Here is a 17,228-nt window from a genome sequence, read left to right as displayed (position 1 = left end):
CAGCGGGTTACTTCCGCTGATCTCGCTACGCGAGGCTGGGGACACCCGGCTTTTGCGGCTTTTGACCGGGAAGGCCGGCGGTCTTTCGCCGCCACTGTTCCAGCGACAGCGGCAGTTCCTCGGCCACCTCGACTCGGTTTCGGCCACCGCGCTTGGCCTGATAGAGCGCGGTGTCGGCAGCCGCCAGCAGCACTTCGAGTTCAGTGCCTGCCGGACCGCCAGCCACACCGATGCTGACGGTGGTATCGACCGGCCCTTCATCGACCACGATTCCCGACTCGGCAAACGCCTCACGCACGCGCTCGGCCACGATTACCCCTTCCTCCAGCGAGCAAGGCAGCAACGCCGCGAATTCCTCCCCGCCGACCCGTCCCGAGAGGTCGCTGATCCTCAAATTGTTGACCACAACGGTGGAAAACAGTTTGAGGATCTCATCGCCCGCAGGATGGCCGAAACGATCGTTGATCGACTTGAAATGATCGATGTCGAAGATCATCACCGTGACCGGCCGGCCGGCCAGCGCTTCGCGCTCGATCACGCGCGACGTCGCTTCGGCGAAACCACGGCGATTGAACATGCCGGTCAGCGGATCCATCGAGGCTGCCGTCTTGTGCGCGGTCACCACGCGATCCGACACCAGCATGAAGATGACGAACACGGTGCCAACCGCGTAGAGCACGAGTTCAACGGAGAATACCGTAACCCAGATGCTGCTGGCGAATGCGGCGTCCTGCGGGCGCAGGAAATCGCCGAGCAGGATCGGCAGCATCAGCACCAAACCGTGCAGCACCGGCACCACGATCGCCGGCCACCGCTTTTGCAGCGTCCTGCGCCGCTCGGTCCACAACTCGCCGGCCGTCAGCGCCGCATAGACGGCGACAATGCCGGCGCCGATCGTCATGCGCATCATGGAGGCTTCGGGCGCGAACGTCATGACCGCGGCGATCCAGGCCATCGCGCCGAGAACAAGCCCGGGCAGATTGGGCTTGCGGCCATGAAACACCCGCGACGCATTCCAGACCATGCCGCAGGCCACGAAACCAACGGCGTGCAGTGCCAGCAGGAGCATCCCGCCAAGCGCGGCGCCGGCGAGTGTCCAGAGCGCGACCGACGCGGCGCCGAGCAGATAGGCGGTTCCCCACCATTTCAGCGCCGGGATGCTCTCCTGCCTGCCGAAAAACAGCAGCATGGCTCCAAGCATCGCCGCAACCATGGTGGCGACAAGATAAAGCGTCGAGGTATCAAGCAACATGGATGTGCCACCCGCCCGAGTTATGGCTGAGGCAGATCGAATGAACCGTATCAGCCCGGTCGGGAAACCTATGGCAGCCGTGTTGGCAATCCGTTTGCGCCGATACGCAAGTTTTCAGGAAAAACTGCGTCAACTCGTCGGTAAATGCTCAACAAAAAAGGCGCCCGAAAGCGCCTTTTTCGAAGTGTGCGGAAGCCGCGGGTTGCGGCAAATTTTAGCGAAGCAATTAGCGCTTCGAGAACTGGAACGACTTGCGCGCCTTGGCGCGGCCGTACTTCTTGCGCTCGACCACGCGCGAGTCACGCGTCAGGAAGCCGCCCTTTTTCAGAACGCCGCGCAGATCCGGCTCGAAATTGGTCAGCGCCTTCGACAGCCCGTGACGCACGGCGCCCGCCTGACCCGACAGACCGCCGCCGGTGACGGTGCAGATCACGTCGTACTGGCCGGCACGGGCGGCTGCGACCAGCGGCTGCTGGATCATCATCCGCAACACCGGGCGCGCGAAATAGACTTCGACTTCGCGGGAATTGACAGTGACCTTGCCGGCACCCGGCTTGATCCAGACGCGGGCGACCGCGTCCTTGCGCTTGCCGGTGGCATAGGCACGGCCGAACTTGTCGACCTTCTTGATATATTTCGGCGCTTCCGGCGTGGCCGGCTTGAGCTGCGACAACTGGTCGAGAGACTGCATGGTGTCGGACATCTTATGCGGCCCTCATGTTCTTGCGGTTCATCGAGGCTACGTCGATCGTTTCGGGTTGCTGGGCTTCGTGCGGGTGCTCGGCGCCAGGATAAACGCGCAGATTTCCGAGTTGCATGCGGCCCAGGGGCCCTCGCGGAATCATCCGCTCGATAGCCTTCTCGACCACGCGCTCAGGAAAACGGCCTTCGAAGATCGACTTGGCCGTACGTTCCTTGATGCCGCCGATGAAGCCGGTATGATTGTAATAGACCTTGTTCTCGCGCTTGCGACCGGTCAGCACCGCGTGAGCCGCGTTGATAATGATGACGTGGTCGCCGCAATCGACATGGGGCGTATAGGTCGGGAGGTGTTTGCCGCGGAGGCGCATCGCGACCAAGGTGGCAAGCCGGCCGACCACCAAACCCTTGGCGTCGATCAGGATCCACTTCTTCGTCACCTCGGCGGGCTTTGCCGAAAAGGTTTTCATGTGAGGAAATCCGTGAAAGGGAACATCGGGCGCGAGCCGCGCCGAACTGACGCGGTTTCTAGATAGGTCGCGCGTCCACGTCAACGCAAAACGACAGAACTTACATGTGTGAAAACAATAGCTTATAAATATGGTGTTATATTACCACAGAAAACTCTAAGCAATTGGAATGGAATAGGTCGACGTCACATGGGCGATCGGATCGGGCGACGTGCCTGACAGCAGGTTGACCTCCCCCACCGCGAGCCGTTTGCCAAGCTTCAAAAGCTTCGCTGCCGCCAGCACATCCTGCCCCGGCTGGCCCTTGCGGAGAAAATTGATGTTGAGATTTGTCGTCACCGCGAGCCCGATCGGGCCAATCGCCGACAGCAACACCACATACATGGCGAAGTCCGCCAGCGCCATCAGCGTCGGTCCCGAAACCGTGCCGCCCGGCCGCAGCATCCGGTCGCTATAGCGCTGGCGGAGCAGGCACGATGTCCCGTCGGCGCTTTCGATTGCGATGTCGCCGCCGCTGAAGGCCTGGGGAAATTCGTCGCGGAGAAACTTCTCCAGTTCCGTCACGCTCATTTTCGCAGATGCCATATATCGTCCCTGCCCTCGATTCATCCTGCCTGTTACATTAAGTTGTCATCAAAGCCCTAGTGGAAATTCCAATGCCCGCCCAGACCGCCCGCGCCGCCACGCCGCAATCACCGATCCTGCTTCGGGAGATGATCGGCAGCATTGCCGTGCTGACGCTCAACCGACCCGCAGCGCGCAACAGCCTGTCGGAAGGTCTGATCGCCGAACTGCATGCGGCGCTGACAGAAATCCATGACGACACGAGCGTGCGCGCGCTGGTGATCGCCGCCAACGGCCGGGCCTTCTCCGCAGGCCATGACATGAAGGAACTCACGGCCCGCCGCAGCGATGCCGATCGCGGACGGGCCTATTTCGCGCAGATCATGAACGCTTGTAGCGCCATGATGCAGGCCGTCGTGCATCTGCCCAAGCCCGTGGTCGCCGCCGTGCAAGGCATTGCCACGGCAGCCGGCTGCCAGTTGGTGGCAAGCTGCGATCTTGCGGTGGCTTCCGAAGCTGCGGGCTTTGCAACCCCGGGCGTCGATATCGGGCTGTTCTGTTCGACACCGATGGTGGCGCTGTCGCGCAACGTTCCGCGCAAGCAGGCGATGGAAATGCTGCTGACGGGGGAGCCCATTTCTGCAACGAGAGCGCGCGATATCGGCCTCATCAACAGCGTCGTGGCCGCCGGCACCGAGCGCGATGCGGCGATTGCGCTGGCGCAAAAGGTCGCGCTGAAATCCGCCTATACCGTCAAGCTCGGCAAGGCCGCGTTCTACCGTCAGGCCGAAATGAGCCTTGCGGACGCCTATCGCTATGCGGCAGAGGTAATGACCGAGAACATGATGGCCCGTGACGCCGAGGAAGGCATCGGCGCCTTCATCGAAAAACGCGAGCCGAAATGGCAGGACAAGTAAAAGCTCGATGAACCACGATGCTTACCCCGACGATTACATCCGGCAAATCCTCAACGGCGTGAAATCCATCGCGATGGTCGGTGCCTCGCCGGTCAATGTGCGTCCGAGTTATTTCGCCTTCAAATATCTGGCGCAGCGCGGTTATGACATGATCCCGGTCAATCCCGGTCATGTCGGCAACAGCCTGCTCGGTAAGCCGTTCGTCGCTTCGCTCGCCGACATCGACCGCCCCGTCGACATGATCGACATCTTCAGGAATTCGAGCCACATCATGCCGGTGGTCGACGAAGCGCTGAAACTGATGCCACTGCCGAAAGTGATCTGGATGCAGCTTGGCGCGCGCGATGACGACGCGGCGGCGAAAGCCGAAGCTGCCGGCCTCAAGGTCGTCATGAATCGTTGTCCCAAGATTGAATATGGACGGCTGTCATCGGAGATTTCGTGGATGGGCGTCAATTCGCGAACGCTTAGTTCGAAGCGCGCGCCGATGCCGACCCAGGGCATGCGGCTGTCATTGAATCGGATGAGCGTCGGCGGCGGCGAGACCACCGCGTCCGATCGCGCCGCGAAAAACAAGAACGAGCATTCGTAACGCAATTGCGAAACGATTGTTCTGGAAACGCGACAAAGCGAAGCAAGACTATTCCCAACAACCTGTGACGCGTCGAGCCGCCTTGACTGCGGCTGCCTCTGCCGCGATTGTCCGCCCTTGGCGAGGCGGCCCGTGCACCGCCTCGAGCCATCAGTTCACATCATGTTGCTCGTCTCATCCCAGAACCGAACCGGTTGCCTTCGAGGATGAGATTGTCGGAAAGGAAAAAGAATGACCGATCGTCTTCCGGGATTTTCGACCCTGGCCGTGCATGCGGGCGCGCAACCGGACCCCACCACCGGCGCGCGGGTGACACCGATCTATCAAACCACGTCATTCGTGTTCAACGACGCCGATCATGCAGCATCGCTGTTCGGGCTGCAGGCGTTCGGCAACATCTATACCCGGATCGGAAATCCGACCAATGCGGTCCTGGAAGAGCGCGTTGCCGCACTCGAAGGCGGCACGGCCGCACTTGCGGTGGCATCCGGACATGCCGCGCAGGTCGTCGCGCTCCAGCAGTTATTGAAACCCGGCGATGAATTCATCGCCGCGCGCAAGCTCTACGGCGGATCGATCAATCAGTTCACCCACGCATTCAAGAGTTTTGGCTGGAACGTGGTATGGGCCGATCCTGACGATATCGGCAGTTTCGAGCGCGCGGTCACGCCGCACACCAAGGCTATATTCATCGAGTCGATCGCCAATCCCGCCGGCAGCATCACCGATATCGAGGCGATCTCGGCGGTCGCCCGCAAAGCAGGCGTTCCCTTGATCGTCGATAACACGCTGGCGACGCCGTATTTGATCCGCCCGATCGACCACGGCGCCGACATCGTCGTGCATTCGCTGACAAAGTTTCTCGCCGGCCACGGCAATTCGATTGGCGGCATCATTGTCGACGCCGGCACCTTCGACTGGTCGAAGGACAATAAATATCCAATGCTGAGCGAGCCGCGCCCGGAATATCACGGCATCAAGATCCAGGAGACCTTCGGCAATTTTGCGTTTGCAATTGCCTGCCGCGTGCTGGGCCTGCGCGATCTCGGCCCGGCGCTGTCGCCGTTCAATGCTTTCCTGATTTTGACGGGCATCGAGACATTGCCGCTGCGCATGCAAAAGCACTGCGAAAACGCCAAGGCGGTCGCGGAATTCCTCTCAGGCCACTCCGCAGTGGCGTCGGTCAATTACGCCGGGCTGCCGTCGGACAAATACAATAACCTCGCGCGCAAATACGCGCCGAAGGGTGCGGGCGCAGTGTTCACCTTCAGCCTCAAGGGCGGCTACGACGCCGGCGTCAATTTGGTGTCGAACCTGAAACTGTTCTCGCATCTTGCCAATGTCGGCGACACCCGCTCGCTGGTCATCCACCCGGCATCAACGACGCACAGCCAACTCGACGATGCCGCCAAGATCAAATCCGGCGCGGCTCCTGACGTGGTGCGGCTCTCGATCGGGATCGAAGACAAGGAAGACCTGATCGCGGATCTGGAGCAGGCGCTAACCGCGTAAGACCGAGCTGGCGCACAGCCGTCATTGCGAAGCGACGAAGCAATCCATGCTGCCTCTGGGGCTGGATTACTTCGCCTTCGCTTGCAATGAAGGTCTTATTCGCTCGCCGGCGAGTACCTATAAAGCCCGGCCAGCTCGACATAAGGGATCTCTCGTTAACGATTCTCCCGGCATAAATGGCGTTTGAATCACCTCTGATGATTCGGAGCGGAACCATGCTGCGCTGGGCGACACTATTTTTGGCCGCGGTTTGCGCGATCGGGTCCGCTGCTGCCGCCGACTTGCCCAATAGATCCGGAGTGCCCGTTTATCGCAAGGCGCCGCCTCCCTACGGCCGGCCAGCCTATGTCGAGGAGGAATCGGACGTCCTTTTCACACCATCGGATGGCAGCATCCCCTACGTCCGGTTTCCGCCCCTGACGCCCCTGCTCCCGGGATCTGCGACGCTTCCGGGCTATTACGGATCGATCCATTCCTACGATTATCAAGGCCCGTATTATGGCGGCCCCTACACCAGCTACTGGAATCGCCTGCCCTACGCCTGCGGCGTTTACGGCTACTGCTAGCGGTCGCCCGGCCTACGCGTTCGTCGCTGGTCAGTGCGAGGGCGTGTAACGGTCTGGCGTTCCCATCGCGATCAACGGATATTTCTTCACGCTGGATTCGAATTCGCCTACCATCTTCAGCACCGGGCCAAAGATCCAGGTATCGGTGCTCACCTTGTCCGCATCCTCGCGCGGGTTGGTATAGAGGTTGAACAGCAGCGGGATCGCGAGCTTGACCGGCGGCGAGACCATTGTCTCCTGCTGGTAGAAGTGAACCTTGAAATTGCGCCATTTCACCGCCTGCAGGCGGTCGGCGCACCAGATCAGAATTCCTTCCCGCGCCGATTTGTCGGTCTTGCCCAGGAAGAAATCCGACTGGTCGACGCCGTCGATCGGCCGATCCTTCGGCACCTCCGCGCCGGGCCTCGATCTAGACCTGCTCGAAGTCCGGCAATGGCCAGGAGCGATCGAAGTAGGCCTCGGTCGGCTGGTAGAATCGGAAATATGCAAACCAGTTCTTGCCGGCGACGGTCGGGATCCAATTCTTCTCAAAGCCGGCTGGCGCCTTCGGTCCGCAATAGATGTCCACCGAACCATCCCCATTCTTCCGCAGGTCCATGCGCGAGGAGCGATCGGCAATGTTCTGCTGGTTCAGGATCAGCGCACGCGTACCAACGTCGTAGAGGGTGACTGACCAGAACAGCTTGATCGGTGCATTGGGCGGAACACGCAGGCGGTATGACCTGCCACCATCCAGCCATTCCCCGGCCCTGTCCTTGTACGCGCTGAGATAGGCGGAAGAAGGCCCGGGCCGCTTCGGCGCCATCGCCGCGCCTGCGCCCACGGCCTCGTAGAACCAGGACGCGCGCTCGTCGAGCAGATTCCAGAAGCCGTCGGGATCGTCGGCGTCGAGCAACAGCGCAAAGTCCCAATGCGCGTCGGATCGGTACGTGTCGCCCTTGAAGCGGCGGTCCGCCGAGTTGGCCTTTGCCATAGCCTCGCCGACCAGCGCGGCATCGGTCAGTATCTTGGTTTGTCGCGTGTCCGGCCTGAAAGGCTCGCCCTTTTCCAGGCCGAGCGGCCGCAACATCGCATGGAAGAAGATGTCGCGCGGCTCGATCGGTTCGGCCTGGATGACTTCATCGAGCCGCTGCCAGTATTCCATCCCGCGTGGCGGCAGGCCGCTCCATGCCTTGGTACCCGCATCGAAGATCTCCATCTTCGGCGGATTGTCACGTTGCGCGTACGGATACATCCGCAGGTTCGCCAGCGCCTCCTTTGCTTTCTCCGGATCGGTGTCAGTCAGTCGCGCACCGAGAAAGATGTTGAGGGTGGCCGAGTTGCGCACAGTGTAGCCAACGACATCGTCTGGAGCCTTCTGCCCTGGCGCCAACACAAGGTATGTGCCTGGCGATTCGGTACCCGGAATAGTCTGTTGCCAGGCGTCACTGATCCCGCCTTGCACGCCGCGCGGCGGAATCACCATGACCAGCGGCCCTGTTGAGAGGTCGGCGAACCCTAGATAGTACGGTGTCGTGGCATTGGCGGTCAGGATTCCGCGTCTGGCCTCGATCGACAGGATCGCGACGATCTGTCCGTTCTTTGCACCGAGGCCCTTCGTCACACCGCGCTGCCACGACGCAAACGAGACTGCCGGAAGAGACCAGAGATAGGCCTGACAGGCGCGCTGAAAATCGCGCTCGTCGTAAAGCTTGTCGATCGTCGCGTCGGTCGGATAGCCGTTGGCAAAGTCGTGCGTGAACTCGAGCCTGCCGATGCGCGTCTCGATGTTTTGCGTTTCGTCCGAGCTTTTCGTCGCCACACGTTCTCCCGGCTTTGCTTCCTGAGCATGGGTAGGGGCGGTCATGCCGGCGGCCGAAAGCGCAGCAGAACCGGCGCCTGCCAATACCGCGATTGTTTCCCGACGACTGGGTTTCATCGCACCCTCCTTAGATCACTGCGCAGCGATCCGTTCGATGTCGGGCAGCTGCCAGGTCTTGTCGAACACCGGTTTCTCTGGACCGTAGAAGCGAAACAACACCTCGAATTGCCCGTTCGCGCTGGTCGGCGCCCAGTTGTTCTCCTTGCCCGCCGGCGCCTTCGGTCCGAACCAGATATCAACCGAACCGTCCGCATTTGCCTGCAACCCCGAACTTTGCGATGAGCGCCCCGCGCGCGGCATCTCGCGAATGAGGGCATGCGTCGCGCGGTCATAAACTGTCGCCGACCAGTATTGCCTCACCGGCGCGTTCGCGGGCACGGTCAGACGATAGGTGTTCGCGCCAACGAAGCTCTGTCCGTCCTTGTCCTTGATCGTCATCAGATAGAACTGGCCGACCCCGGAATGCTTGGTGCTAAAGAACGCCATCGTGTAGGTGACGCCGCGGCCCTCAACGGGGTAGCTGTCCGGATCCGCAAACTGGGTCTGCAGACCGTTGATAACCTCCGGCGCTATCGGAAACACCCACCTGCGCCCTTCGTAATAGGGCGAGAACATGGTTTCGTATTGCAGATTCAGCCAGGCATGCGCCTCACCTGCCGCCGCATTCAAAAGGCCCTTCGTTGCTTCGTCAGGATTAAACGGCTTGTCCTTCTCGATGCCGATTCCCTTCAACGGATCGATCATCGCCTTGTCGCGGGTGAGCCAAGGCTCCCGCTGCACAAAGCGATCGAGCGATTGGAAAAAGCTGATGTCGTACGGGATCGTGGAATCGTAGATCGTGCCGATGGCATCGACGAACACGGTCTCCGGCGGATTGGCCGCCTGGCTCAGGGGATAGATCCTGATCCGCCTGCCGTAGGCGACAGCGGCCTTGACGTCGGCCTCGCCGCCGCTCTTCAGGATCGAACGCAGTAACGCATAGCCCTGATAATTGGCGCAGGGCAGAACGATATAGCCACCGGGCGCAGCTCCCTGATAGCCCGGCGGCGTAATCAGATATTTGCCGCCCGCGCCCTTGTCGACACCGGCCGGCCCCACATCCTCCAATGCCGTCTGCCAGGGATCCATGATGCTGCCGTTGATGACGCCATCGCCGGCCGGCGGAATCTCGATCACGACAGGCCCGTCCTTCGTGCTGAAGAAGGCCATCAGGTAGATGACATCAGGATTCGGCGTCAGCGTCTGGTTCCGCCAATCGAGCAAGCCCGACCAGTAGACGATCTGGTTGGGCTTGCCGCCGAGCTTGAGCATCGCCTGATACATGAGATCGGTGTTGACCGCCGGCATGCCCCAGATGACGGCTTCGACCGCGTGCCGCTCAATCATGCGGCGTGCGATGTCTTGAGCGGAGAGAGTTTGAGCCTGCGCGGATGCGGTCCTGACAATCGCCAGCAAAGTTCCGAGGTTGCCAAGAAGAGTCGTGGACTTGAACATTTCCGCCTCCTCCCGTCACATTGAATGGACTGATCAGCGTCTTGTCGCGCTTAGTCTCGTTCGTCGTACTCGCTTGTTCCACCCCCACATCGGCCCGCTTCAATGCGAACGAGGGAGCGGTCCTCTCATTGGTTCCGAAATGCAAAGTCCCGCTTTAGCCGTTCAAGCTCGCCCTGTTTCTGGGGCGTGAGCTGATCGGCGCCGAGATCGACGTCCAGCTTGTTGAGCGTGCCACTGAACTTGAACGGCATCTTGTCGTCATACTCGTCGATAACAGGCGATCCGGTGTCCTGGCCAACGTCGAAACTCTCGTCGAGAGAGAAGCGGAGCGACTGAGTCAGCTCAATGCGTCCCTCGCCAACCTTTCTGCCGTCGACCGTCAGCGTTCCCTTCCCGCCCTTGCCAATACCACCGCCGTCGTAGGCGAAGTCGAAGACGATGGCGTGTTTGCCCGGCGCAAGCGGTTCGGTTGTCTTGATCCGGAATTTGTATTTCTTCTGGTACGGATATTTGTCGCCGTCCTGATTGGAGAAGGCGTAAGCGAACATCGGCTTGCGATCGAGCACCAACAACCCCCAGCCACCGAACCGTCCGCCCTGGGTCATGAGAACACCGTCCGCGCCGGCTTGCGGAACGTCTACATCCGCGGTGATGCGGAACGACTTGTTTTTGATGTCCGGAGCGCTCGCTTCGGGAATGCGGATCATGCCCGGATAGTATGTAAAGTGCGTTCGCCCGCGGTTGAGGTTGGGACGGATTGCAGGGTTGGCTCGATCGGCAAAACTGGAATCGATCGGCAACACATTGTATTTGACCGCTTCTATCAGAAAGAGCTGCTCCAGCTCTTGCAGCTTCTTTGGATTCTCCGTTGCGAGATTCCTGGATTGGCTGAAATCCTGCGCCACATTGTAAAGCTCCCACGGAAAGTCGTCCGGGTCGGGTTCTACCCCCGTCACCTGCCATGGCAATCGCAACGGCGTGGTGCTTGCCATCCAGCCGTCCTTGTAGAGCCCGCGGTTTGCCGCGATCTCGAAATACTGAGTGTTGTGCCGCGTCGGAGCTTTGGCGTCGTCGAATGTGTAAACCATGCTGACGCCTTGCAGCGGCTTTTGGGTTGTACCGTTGAGGATCAGGGGCGCCTGCACGCCGACCGCCTCCAGGATCGTCGGCACGATGTCGATGACATGACTGAACTGGGACCGGATCTCGTGATGTGCCTTGATTTTGTTCGGCCAGCTCAAGCACATTCCGTTTCGCGTTCCGCCGAAGTGCGACGCGACCTGCTTGGTCCACTGGAACGGAGTGTCCATGGCAAGAGCCCAGCCGACAGGGTAGTGGTTGTACGTCCGATCGCTGCCGAGCTGATCCATCATCGAAACAAGGAACGGGAGTGACTCGGGCTCCGGCGCCCCCAGACCCACTTCATTTGTCGTTCCCTGCAATGTGCCTTCGGCACTCGCACCGTTGTCGCCCTCGATGTAGATAACCAGCGTGTTGTCGAGCTGGCCCGCTTGCACCAGTGAGTCGAAGAGACGGCCGATTTCGTAGTCAGACTGCGCCACGGCGGCGGCGTAGACTTCCATCATCCGCGCATAGACTTTCTTTTGATCGTCGCTGAGCGAATCCCAAGCAGGTATTTGAACAGGCCGCGGCGTCAACACGGTGTCGGCGGGCACGATGCCGAGCCGCTTCTGGTTCGCTAGCGTGGCCTCACGCTGTTTGTCCCAGCCTTGATCAAACTGGCCCTTGAACTTGGCGATCCAGTCCTTGCTTGCGTGATGCGGCGCGTGGCCATTGCCGGGTGCAAAATACATCAGGAACGGTTTGTCGGCGGCAACTGAGTGCTGCGTGCGAATCCAGTTGATCGCATGATCGGTCATGTCGTGGATGAGAATGTAATTTGGGTCACCGAAGGGCGGCAGAACCGGCGTGGTGTTTTCAAACAGCGCCGGGTGCCAATTGTCGGTATCGCCGCCGAGGAATCCGTAGAAATATTCGAAGCCTAGTCCCCCGGCCCATTGGTCGAATGGTCCGGCCGTGCTTTGTTGCCAGTCGGGAATGAGATGGTGTTTGCCAAACCACGACGTGGTGTAGCCGTTGTCCTCGAGAATGTTGCCGATCGTGCCGGCGCTCTTCGGGATGATCGAGTCGTAACCCGGATACCCGGTAGCAAATTCCGAGATGTTGCCGAAGCCAACGCTGTGATGATTGCGGCCCGTCAGAAGAGCCGATCTTGTCGGTGAACACAGCGCTGTCGTATGAAACTGATTGTAACACAGCCCTTGCTGATAGATTCGATCGAGGCTGGGAGTCGGAATGGGTCCGCCAAATGTGCTGGCCGCCCCAAACCCTGTGTCGTCGGTCATGATCAGCAGGACATTCGGAGCCCCGTTTGGGGCTGTCACTGCTCGCGGGAAGTCGGATTTCGATTCACTCGCCTTGCGCCCAATCACCCCCTCAAATGGCGGCTCGGGTACCGGCAGAATTGTCGCGCCTTTCGCCGGCGCTTGTGTGCCCTGAGCGTGCGCCTTTGTCGAAAGACCGATGCAGCAACTGACCAATGCCACGATCGCTACGGTTTCGAGCAAGCATTTCCTGTGACGCATGGATGTCTCCATAGGTCGCGGAGGTATCGATCGCCTCCGCATGCCGCATCATTGATCTATGCAACGAGCTAAAGCGCGAAATCGGTCAGCAATTCTTTCCTACTGATCCCTCACCCAACTAAGTTCTTCCGCACATCGTCATGCGTCAACCTGAAATTGATTGGACGTCTAGCGAGTCTCGAACAGAAACAGTGCGCAGTTTGTCGCATCCCCCTGCGGCACAACGGCCTGCAGGTCTTTGGTTGTTACAAATTCGCCACGGATTTTCGGCGACGTTCGTGGCCTACTATCTAAAGTGGCGCGCCAATTCAGCAAATCATCGTTTCGCGACGAATTTTGTCAGGCGCCGGTTGCAAATACCGTGTGGAGTTTTGCAATGGCACCATTTGAATCAAACATCGGCCGAATTGGGAGCGTGGTTACGGCTGCGGCTGTGCTGCTTTGTCCTAAAATCTCGCGCGCCGACGAGGGCGGCGTTTCATTCTGGATTCCAGGCAACTACGGCAGTCTCGCGGCCGCCCCGCTGACACCTGGATGGGCGCTCGGCGCCGCAACGTGATATCAGGTGATTTGGGGTGTCCAGACCGTCTCACAAAATTTTTTGCTCTCCCCTCTGGTAGAAACACCCTTATAAGCCCGCGTTATCTCACCCCCCAAGAGGGGCGGATCGCGATCGTCACGAACGCGGGGCGGGATGCGGTGGACGCGGCAGCGTCAGGCGCGCAAGCGTGGTCGCAGGGCGGCTCCGTCAGGAGTTCGTGAGTGGCCAGCGGCGCGCGGACGATCGGCGCTTGTCGCGGACGGCGAAGTCGTGTGGTCCTGACGCCCCGACGCTGGCGTCAAGTTCTTGAGAAGCAAGCTTCTTAGGGATGACGGTGGCAAGAAAGCCCGGTCACCGGGGAGAGCACGAAGTAGACCGTTAAAACCATCGCGCAGGGAAAGCCGGACGATTGCGGTGAGCCTGTGGTGACTAACTCGTGTGCTTTCTACACTTGCACGCGAGGCTGCGGGTGCATCGCGCGCCCGGCTTTCCCTGCGCCCTCTGTTGTCAGAGGGACTCGCTTCCTGCCGCAACTCGGGCGTCTCGCGCCACGAGATCGCGCAGTCATATCCTCCGCTGTTTGACATCAGCATGGACACAGCGGCGGATTGCCAGCCAGCAAGCCTTGTTCGGGAGAAACGAAGTGGGCTTAGGGCTTAGCCGCGCGGATAGCGTCCTTGTCGGCTCGGGTGAGCCGGCTGTTGCGCTGGAATACCGAATAGGTCGCCAGCGCAAACACGATTACCAGAAGCTGCGCGGACAGCGCCTCGACCGTCGGATTCAAGCCGATCGCATCGAGCCACGACAGGCTCTTTAGTTCGGTGAACGGCAGCATCGACTGTTCCTGGAATTCCTGAACGGCTTCGCCGATGAATTTGATCGCCATCGCGAACAGAAACGCCGAGGTGATGATGAATAGCGGCCGCAGCGGGATCTTCTGCGCGATCAGGTTGATGAAATAGAACAGCACGGCGAGAGCGATCGTGGCAACGCCGAGCCCCGCGAACAGGCTGCCGCTCCAGCCGCCTTCGGTGGTGGCGAGCGCATTGATGAACAGCACGGTTTCGGCGCCTTCGCGAAACACCGCGAGGAAGGCGAGCGCGCCGACCGCCCAGACGGTATCCTGCGCCAGCGCATTATTGGCCTTCTGCGCCAGATAATCCTGCCAGCCGCGCGGATCCTGCTTCACCATCAGCCAGCCGCTGACATAGAGCATCAGGCCTGCGGCGACGAGAATGATGATGCCCTCGAGGATGTCGCTGTGCTCGCCCGAATTGAGCACTGCAAACAGCCAGGCGGCAACCAGGCTGGCGCCAATAGCGGCGAGTGCGCCGCCGTAAAGCGCCTGGATGCGGTGGCTGGCGCCGGCTTTGGTCAGATAGCCGGCGAGCGCCGCGATCACCAGCATCGCCTCAAGGCCCTCGCGGAGCAGAATGACGGCAGCCTGAATGAATGCAGACGACATGACCGAACCCTGTGTTGGGCCCGTTTTATCGCTCAGACGCTCCAAGTAAAGCCGCGCGGTTCCACACAACTTCGTCAATGAATATGAGAAACACGGAAAGCCCGGAAAACAGGGCACTTGCCTGCAGGTTCAGAGAATTAGAATCGCTCAAATGAACTGGCTTGGCCGAGCGGCACCACCAATTTCCGCATTGCCTCTTTCGGCTGCCGTGCAGCCAGGCGTTCGGCCTGAAACGTCGCAAGCGTCAGCACCGCGATCGCAACGGCCTGATGTGTCAACGCGAGATCGATCGGCACCTGATTGAGCAGCGTGAGAATGCCGAGCGTCGCCTGCAACGTGATGACAGCCACCAGCCACACGGCGCCACGGATCACCGCGACATCGGCCCGCGAGCGAATGGCGTCGGCGGCGTGCAGGACCGCCAACGCAAACAAGGCATAGGCGGTCATGCGATGCTCGAACTGCACGGTGAGCGCGTTGTCGAACAGATTGCGCCACCATGGCTGTTCAAAGAACAACCGCGCGGATGAGGGAATGAACCCGCCGTCGATATCAGGCCAGGTGTTGTAGACTTTTCCCGCGCGCAGGCCTGCAACCAGCGCCCCCAGATAAAGCTGCACGAACGTCAAAATCAGCAAGATCACACTGGTGATCTTGAGCCGCGACGTCGACGCTGATGATGGCCGGTCAGCCAACCGGCGCAGCGTCCAGACGATGGCCGCGAAGATCAGCAGCGCCAGCACCAGATGGGTGGCGAGACGGTATTGCGAGACTTCCACGCGCTCTGAGAGACCGGAGGCGACCATCCACCAGCCGACCACCCCTTGCAGCGCGCCGAGGCCGAAGATCCCCCACAGCCGCCGCTTCAAATCGCCGTCGAGATACCCGCGCCACAGGAACCAGAGGAACGGCAGCAGATAAGCCACGCCGATCACACGCCCGAGCAGCCGGTGGCTCCATTCCCACCAGAAGATGGATTTGAACTCGGAAAGGCTCATTCCGGCGTTGAGCTCGCGGTATTGCGGAATGGCCTTGTAGCCTTCGAACGCCTGGCTCCATTGCTCCTGGCTGAGCGGCGGCAATGCGCCGCTGACCGGCTTCCATTCAGTAATCGAAAGTCCGGATTCGGTCAGACGCGTCGCGCCGCCGACCAGCACCATGATCGCGATCAGCGCGGCGACCGAGAACAGCCACCATCTGACAGCGCGATTTTGCGGGGCTTGCTGGGCGGGAATACCGGTCATCGGAGCCTGTGCTTGGGAGGCTATGCTTGAATGAATTTGCGCGCCCCTTATAGTCCGCCCCCTCCCGCGCGCAAGGCGCGCTCCGGCCACGAATTGCACATTTCCGTCATGACGATACGCACCCGCAAATTCATTGGAACCATCGCACTTCTCATGCTGGTGGTGGTGTGGTCGCTATTGGGAATGACGGTCGCGCAGACGCCGTGGCTGGCCAACTCCGGACTGTTGCAAGCGATTTTCTACGTCGTTGCGGGGGTTGGCTGGGTGCTGCCGGCAATGCCGATCATCAGCTGGATGGCGCGGCCGGACGCCTAGCTTTCGCTTCGCGCGGTGGCATTGGGTCGCGTCTCGCCTGAGATCTCATCTTTTCCGATTGGCGAAGGCGTGTGCGGATGCGCGAACATGCTGCCCGACAGCATCACGCGCATGGCACGCAGCGAACGCAGCCGCCCGTCCCACGCGATACGCGGAAGCGCGTGAAGGTTGGTCCGGCCCGCCGTCTGCACCACGCCCGGTATCGCCGACACCGCGCTGGCGAAGCCCGTTTCCGCGGCCATCGTAACGTGTTGCCGGCGAAAGGCCGCACTATCGCCGAACGGATAGGCAAAATGCCTGAGACCCCGGTGCAGCGCAGCCTGCGTCACCGCGATCCCCATTGTCATCTCGCGCAGCGCTGCCGCGTCCTTCAGGTTCGACAGAACCGGATAGTTCATCGTCGCACCACCAATGGTTACAAGCGGGTCGGCCGCCAGCTTCGCAAGGTCGCTCCAATCCATCGAGGCCTCGCGCGAGAGTGCCGCGAGATCGACCGAATAGCGTTTGCAGAGATCGTTGACCGCCAGCGTCAGGTCGGATGGCGGCAACGAGCGCATCCAGCTCTCGATAAAGTCGTAGAGCTGATATTTCGCAGCTGTGTTGGCGATGTTGAAATGCAGCTCCTTGCGATCCATCACCAGGCTGAGGCGATTCTCGCGCGCGATGATCGCTTCAAGCGCGAGCCACCACGCCTCGCCCACCCCGTCCGGAAACGCCGTCGGCACATAGACCGTGAACGGCACACCGTGCCGTGATAATACCGGATAGGCCGATGTGATCAGGTCCTTGTAGCCGCCGTCGAAGGTCAGGCTGACAAATCTGCGCGGCGAAGCCAGCGTGACCGCCCGCTCGCACACCTCATCGATCGACACGATATCGAATTTCCAGCGCTTCAAGGCGCGGATCGTTCGATCGAGAAAATCGGGTGTGATGTCGTGGGATTTCAAAGGCTGAAAGCTGGCGCTGCGGCGCGGACGCACGCGCATAAAGCGCAGAATGACGCCAGCGCCGCCGGTACGCCGCTGCATTGCCGTGGCGTAACCGCTGAAATAGGCGAGCTCCACTCTGGCGCGTGTCACAAAACCGATGTCAGACGGCAATTTTTCGCCCCGCGATGCGTCGAACCCGGC

General features: G+C 60.6%; 17 protein-coding genes. 6 read left to right on the top strand and 11 right to left on the bottom strand.

Annotation, left to right across the window (positions count from 1 at the left end):
* Nucleotides 1-25: 25 nt before the first annotated feature.
* The 4 genes from BLV09_RS04790 to BLV09_RS04775 all read right to left on the bottom strand — a co-directional run bounded on the left by BLV09_RS04790 (nucleotide 26) and on the right by BLV09_RS04775 (nucleotide 3,006).
* On the bottom strand, nucleotides 26-1,252 hold the full coding sequence (locus BLV09_RS04790) for a GGDEF domain-containing protein (RefSeq protein ID WP_146686483.1): 1,227 nt from the start codon (nucleotides 1,250-1,252) through the stop codon (nucleotides 26-28).
* A 226-nt stretch (nucleotides 1,253-1,478) separates the two neighbouring features.
* The gene (gene rpsI, locus BLV09_RS04785) at nucleotides 1,479-1,955 is read right to left on the bottom strand and encodes a 30S ribosomal protein S9 (protein ID WP_100382169.1); all 477 of its coding nucleotides are present in this window, start codon (nucleotides 1,953-1,955) and stop codon (nucleotides 1,479-1,481) included.
* Nucleotide 1,956: 1 nt separating this feature from the next.
* Complete coding sequence (gene rplM, locus BLV09_RS04780; protein WP_100382170.1) at nucleotides 1,957-2,421, bottom strand: 50S ribosomal protein L13; 465 nt, start codon at nucleotides 2,419-2,421, stop codon at nucleotides 1,957-1,959.
* A gap of 156 nt (nucleotides 2,422-2,577) precedes the next feature.
* On the bottom strand, nucleotides 2,578-3,006 hold the full coding sequence (locus BLV09_RS04775) for a PaaI family thioesterase (RefSeq protein WP_146686482.1): 429 nt from the start codon (nucleotides 3,004-3,006) through the stop codon (nucleotides 2,578-2,580).
* Nucleotides 3,007-3,077: 71 nt separating this feature from the next.
* Here BLV09_RS04775 and BLV09_RS04770 point away from each other — a divergent pair, with 71 nt between their 5' ends.
* The 4 genes from BLV09_RS04770 (at nucleotide 3,078) to BLV09_RS04755 (ending at nucleotide 6,572) form a co-directional block, all read left to right on the top strand.
* Nucleotides 3,078-3,902 carry an enoyl-CoA hydratase gene (locus BLV09_RS04770; protein WP_146686481.1) on the top strand — a complete coding sequence of 275 codons (825 nt, stop codon included), beginning with the start codon at nucleotides 3,078-3,080 and terminating at the stop codon, nucleotides 3,900-3,902.
* Between the two features lie 7 nt (nucleotides 3,903-3,909).
* The gene (locus tag BLV09_RS04765; RefSeq protein ID WP_146686480.1) at nucleotides 3,910-4,494 is read left to right on the top strand and encodes a CoA-binding protein; all 585 of its coding nucleotides are present in this window, start codon (nucleotides 3,910-3,912) and stop codon (nucleotides 4,492-4,494) included.
* Nucleotides 4,495-4,725: 231 nt separating this feature from the next.
* Nucleotides 4,726-6,006, top strand: coding sequence for an O-acetylhomoserine aminocarboxypropyltransferase (locus BLV09_RS04760; RefSeq protein ID WP_100382174.1), 1,281 nt, complete (start codon nucleotides 4,726-4,728; stop codon nucleotides 6,004-6,006).
* A 215-nt stretch (nucleotides 6,007-6,221) separates the two neighbouring features.
* Complete coding sequence (locus BLV09_RS04755; protein WP_146686479.1) at nucleotides 6,222-6,572, top strand: hypothetical protein; 351 nt, start codon at nucleotides 6,222-6,224, stop codon at nucleotides 6,570-6,572.
* 30 nt (nucleotides 6,573-6,602) lie between these two features.
* Here the strand turns inward: BLV09_RS04755 and BLV09_RS04750 are convergent, their stop codons facing one another.
* The 4 genes from BLV09_RS04750 to BLV09_RS04735 form a co-directional block, all read right to left on the bottom strand.
* On the bottom strand, nucleotides 6,603-6,962 hold the full coding sequence (locus BLV09_RS04750; protein WP_167558622.1) for a hypothetical protein: 360 nt from the start codon (nucleotides 6,960-6,962) through the stop codon (nucleotides 6,603-6,605).
* 19 nt (nucleotides 6,963-6,981) lie between these two features.
* Nucleotides 6,982-8,490: a DUF1254 domain-containing protein gene (locus BLV09_RS04745; protein ID WP_146686477.1), complete on the bottom strand. Its 1,509-nt coding sequence runs from the start codon at nucleotides 8,488-8,490 to the stop codon at nucleotides 6,982-6,984.
* Nucleotides 8,491-8,505: 15 nt separating this feature from the next.
* Nucleotides 8,506-9,927, bottom strand: a complete 1,422-nt coding sequence (locus BLV09_RS04740; protein ID WP_146686476.1) for a DUF1254 domain-containing protein — start codon at nucleotides 9,925-9,927, stop codon at nucleotides 8,506-8,508.
* A 125-nt stretch (nucleotides 9,928-10,052) separates the two neighbouring features.
* Entirely contained in the window at nucleotides 10,053-12,533 is a 2,481-nt protein-coding gene (locus BLV09_RS04735; RefSeq protein ID WP_146686475.1) for an arylsulfatase, read from the bottom strand.
* A 376-nt stretch (nucleotides 12,534-12,909) separates the two neighbouring features.
* Here BLV09_RS04735 and BLV09_RS04730 point away from each other — a divergent pair, with 376 nt between their 5' ends.
* A complete protein-coding gene (locus BLV09_RS04730; protein ID WP_146686474.1) occupies nucleotides 12,910-13,092 on the top strand; it encodes a hypothetical protein in 183 nt (60 codons plus the stop codon).
* 631 nt (nucleotides 13,093-13,723) lie between these two features.
* Here BLV09_RS04730 and BLV09_RS04725 read toward each other — a convergent pair.
* Entirely contained in the window at nucleotides 13,724-14,575 is an 852-nt protein-coding gene (locus BLV09_RS04725; RefSeq protein ID WP_283806876.1) for an FTR1 family iron permease, read from the bottom strand.
* Between the two features lie 101 nt (nucleotides 14,576-14,676).
* Nucleotides 14,677-15,783, bottom strand: coding sequence for a COX15/CtaA family protein (locus BLV09_RS04720; RefSeq protein WP_146686473.1), 1,107 nt, complete (start codon nucleotides 15,781-15,783; stop codon nucleotides 14,677-14,679).
* Between the two features lie 108 nt (nucleotides 15,784-15,891).
* On the opposite strand from BLV09_RS04720, the gene BLV09_RS04715 reads away from it, so the two are divergent.
* Nucleotides 15,892-16,098: a DUF2842 domain-containing protein gene (locus BLV09_RS04715; protein ID WP_146690987.1), complete on the top strand. Its 207-nt coding sequence runs from the start codon at nucleotides 15,892-15,894 to the stop codon at nucleotides 16,096-16,098.
* Here BLV09_RS04715 and BLV09_RS04710 read toward each other — a convergent pair.
* Nucleotides 16,095-17,198 (bottom strand): polysaccharide deacetylase family protein, encoded by a 1,104-nt coding sequence (locus tag BLV09_RS04710; protein ID WP_174556526.1) that lies wholly within the window; start codon nucleotides 17,196-17,198, stop codon nucleotides 16,095-16,097. The two genes, BLV09_RS04715 and BLV09_RS04710, sit on opposite strands and share 4 nt — an antisense overlap.
* Nucleotides 17,199-17,228 lie beyond the last annotated feature (30 nt).

The organism is Bradyrhizobium canariense, from assembly GCF_900105125.1.
In the GTDB taxonomy this organism is placed as follows: domain Bacteria; phylum Pseudomonadota; class Alphaproteobacteria; order Rhizobiales; family Xanthobacteraceae; genus Bradyrhizobium; species Bradyrhizobium canariense_A.
This window is presented reverse-complemented; position numbering and strand designations above follow the sequence as displayed.

Excerpts from the sequence above, each read along its gene's own strand:
- BLV09_RS04790 (WP_146686483.1), bottom strand. The coding sequence starts at position 1,252 with ATGTTGCTTGATACCTCGACGCTTTATCTTGTCGCCACCATGGTTGCG.
- rpsI (WP_100382169.1), bottom strand. The coding sequence starts at position 1,955 with ATGTCCGACACCATGCAGTCTCTCGACCAGTTGTCGCAGCTCAAGCCG.
- rplM (WP_100382170.1), bottom strand. The coding sequence starts at position 2,421 with ATGAAAACCTTTTCGGCAAAGCCCGCCGAGGTGACGAAGAAGTGGATC.
- BLV09_RS04775 (WP_146686482.1), bottom strand. The coding sequence starts at position 3,006 with ATGGCATCTGCGAAAATGAGCGTGACGGAACTGGAGAAGTTTCTCCGC.
- BLV09_RS04770 (WP_146686481.1), top strand. The coding sequence starts at position 3,078 with ATGCCCGCCCAGACCGCCCGCGCCGCCACGCCGCAATCACCGATCCTG.
- BLV09_RS04765 (WP_146686480.1), top strand. The coding sequence starts at position 3,910 with ATGAACCACGATGCTTACCCCGACGATTACATCCGGCAAATCCTCAAC.
- BLV09_RS04760 (WP_100382174.1), top strand. The coding sequence starts at position 4,726 with ATGACCGATCGTCTTCCGGGATTTTCGACCCTGGCCGTGCATGCGGGC.
- BLV09_RS04755 (WP_146686479.1), top strand. The coding sequence starts at position 6,222 with ATGCTGCGCTGGGCGACACTATTTTTGGCCGCGGTTTGCGCGATCGGG.
- BLV09_RS04745 (WP_146686477.1), bottom strand. The coding sequence starts at position 8,490 with ATGAAACCCAGTCGTCGGGAAACAATCGCGGTATTGGCAGGCGCCGGT.
- BLV09_RS04740 (WP_146686476.1), bottom strand. The coding sequence starts at position 9,927 with ATGTTCAAGTCCACGACTCTTCTTGGCAACCTCGGAACTTTGCTGGCG.
- BLV09_RS04735 (WP_146686475.1), bottom strand. The coding sequence starts at position 12,533 with ATGCGTCACAGGAAATGCTTGCTCGAAACCGTAGCGATCGTGGCATTG.
- BLV09_RS04730 (WP_146686474.1), top strand. The coding sequence starts at position 12,910 with ATGGCACCATTTGAATCAAACATCGGCCGAATTGGGAGCGTGGTTACG.
- BLV09_RS04720 (WP_146686473.1), bottom strand. The coding sequence starts at position 15,783 with ATGACCGGTATTCCCGCCCAGCAAGCCCCGCAAAATCGCGCTGTCAGA.
- BLV09_RS04715 (WP_146690987.1), top strand. The coding sequence starts at position 15,892 with ATGACGATACGCACCCGCAAATTCATTGGAACCATCGCACTTCTCATG.